Source organism: Streptomyces sp. RP5T (assembly GCF_003933965.1).
In the GTDB taxonomy this organism is placed as follows: domain Bacteria; phylum Actinomycetota; class Actinomycetes; order Streptomycetales; family Streptomycetaceae; genus Streptomyces.
In genome coordinates this window covers 1-1,409 of the sequence record NZ_RSAJ01001071.1, presented here as the reverse complement: position 1 = coordinate 1,409, position 1,409 = coordinate 1, and the positions used below count along the sequence as shown (strand labels likewise).

Annotated in this window: 1 protein-coding gene; it reads left to right on the top strand. The window is 68.6% G+C overall.

Annotated elements, in window-relative coordinates:
* Positions 1 to 47 precede the first annotated feature (47 nt).
* A partial coding sequence (locus tag EHS43_RS44540; RefSeq protein ID WP_125196057.1) for an MFS transporter occupies positions 48 to 1,409 on the top strand: 1,362 nt, incomplete at its 3' end.

Below are 1,409 nucleotides of genomic sequence, written 5' to 3'. Positions count from 1 at the left end.
CGGGTGGGGTTCGTCCGAGGACCGCTCGACGAGGAGGGAGCCCGTCCGTGACCACCGCTCAGGCCGGTACCGGCCGCACCGTGACGACCAACATCCCCGCAAGACTCGACCGGCTGCCCTGGTCACGCTGGCACTGGACGATCGTGATCGGGCTCGGCACCGTGTGGATCCTCGACGGCCTGGAGGTCACGGTCGTCGGCAACATCGCGAGCCGGCTCTCGGAGCCGGGGAGCGGGCTGTCCATCTCCTCCGGGCAGGTCACCGGCATCGCGGCCGCGCTGTACGTGGCCGGCGCGTGCCTGGGTGCGCTGTTCTGGGGGCGGCTGACGGACAAGTGGGGCCGCAAGAAGCTGTTCATGATCACGCTGGCGGTGTACCTGGCGGCCACGGCGCTGACGGCGGTCTCCTTCGACTCCTGGTGGTTCTTCCTGTTCCGGTTCCTGACCGGGTTCGGGATCGGCGGGGAGTACGCGGCGATCAACTCCGCGATCGACGAGCTGATCCCGGCGAAGTACCGGGGCCGGGTCGATCTCATGATCAACGGCAGCTTCTGGCTGGGCGCGGTGGGTGGCTCGCTGCTGTCGATCGTCGCGCTGAACACGGACATCTTCGCCAAGGACGTGGGCTGGCGGCTCACCTTCGCGCTCGGGGCCGTACTGGCCCTGGTGATCCTTCTCGTACGGCGGCACGTGCCGGAGAGTCCGCGGTGGCTGCTGATCCACGGGCGGGACGAGGAGGCGGGGCGGATCGTCTCCTCGATCGAGGAGAAGGTGGAGGCGGAGCGGGGGGCGTCCCTGCCGCGGCCCGAGGGTGAGATCACCATCCACCAGCGCCGCAGTGTGTCGTTCCTGGAGATCGCGCGGACGGTGTTCTCCGACTACCGGCGCCGGTCGGTGCTGGGCTTCTCGTTGTTCATAGGCCAGGCCTTCCTCTACAACGCGATCACGTTCGGGTTCGGGGCGATCCTCACGACGTTCTTCGACGTGCCGACGGGGGACACCGGCTACTACTTCGCGGTCATCGCCATCGGCAACTTCTGCGGGCCGCTGCTGCTGGGGAAGCTGTTCGACACGGTCGGGCGGCGGGTGATGATCTCGTCGACGTATCTGCTGTCGGGGCTGCTGCTGTTCGGGACGGCGTGGCTGTTCGACCAGGGCTCCCTGAGCGCGGCCACGCTGACGGCGTGCTGGTGCGCGGTGCTGTTCTTCGCCTCGGCGGGGGCGTCGAGCGCCTATCTCACGGTGTCCGAGGTGTTCCCGATGGAGACCCGGGCGATGTCGATCGCCTTCTTCTACGCCCTGGGCACGGCGGCCGGCGGCATCAGCGGACCGCTGCTGTTCGCCGACCTCACGAGTACGGGCAAGGTGGGGGACACGGTCCTGGCCTTCCAGATCGGCGCGACGCTGATG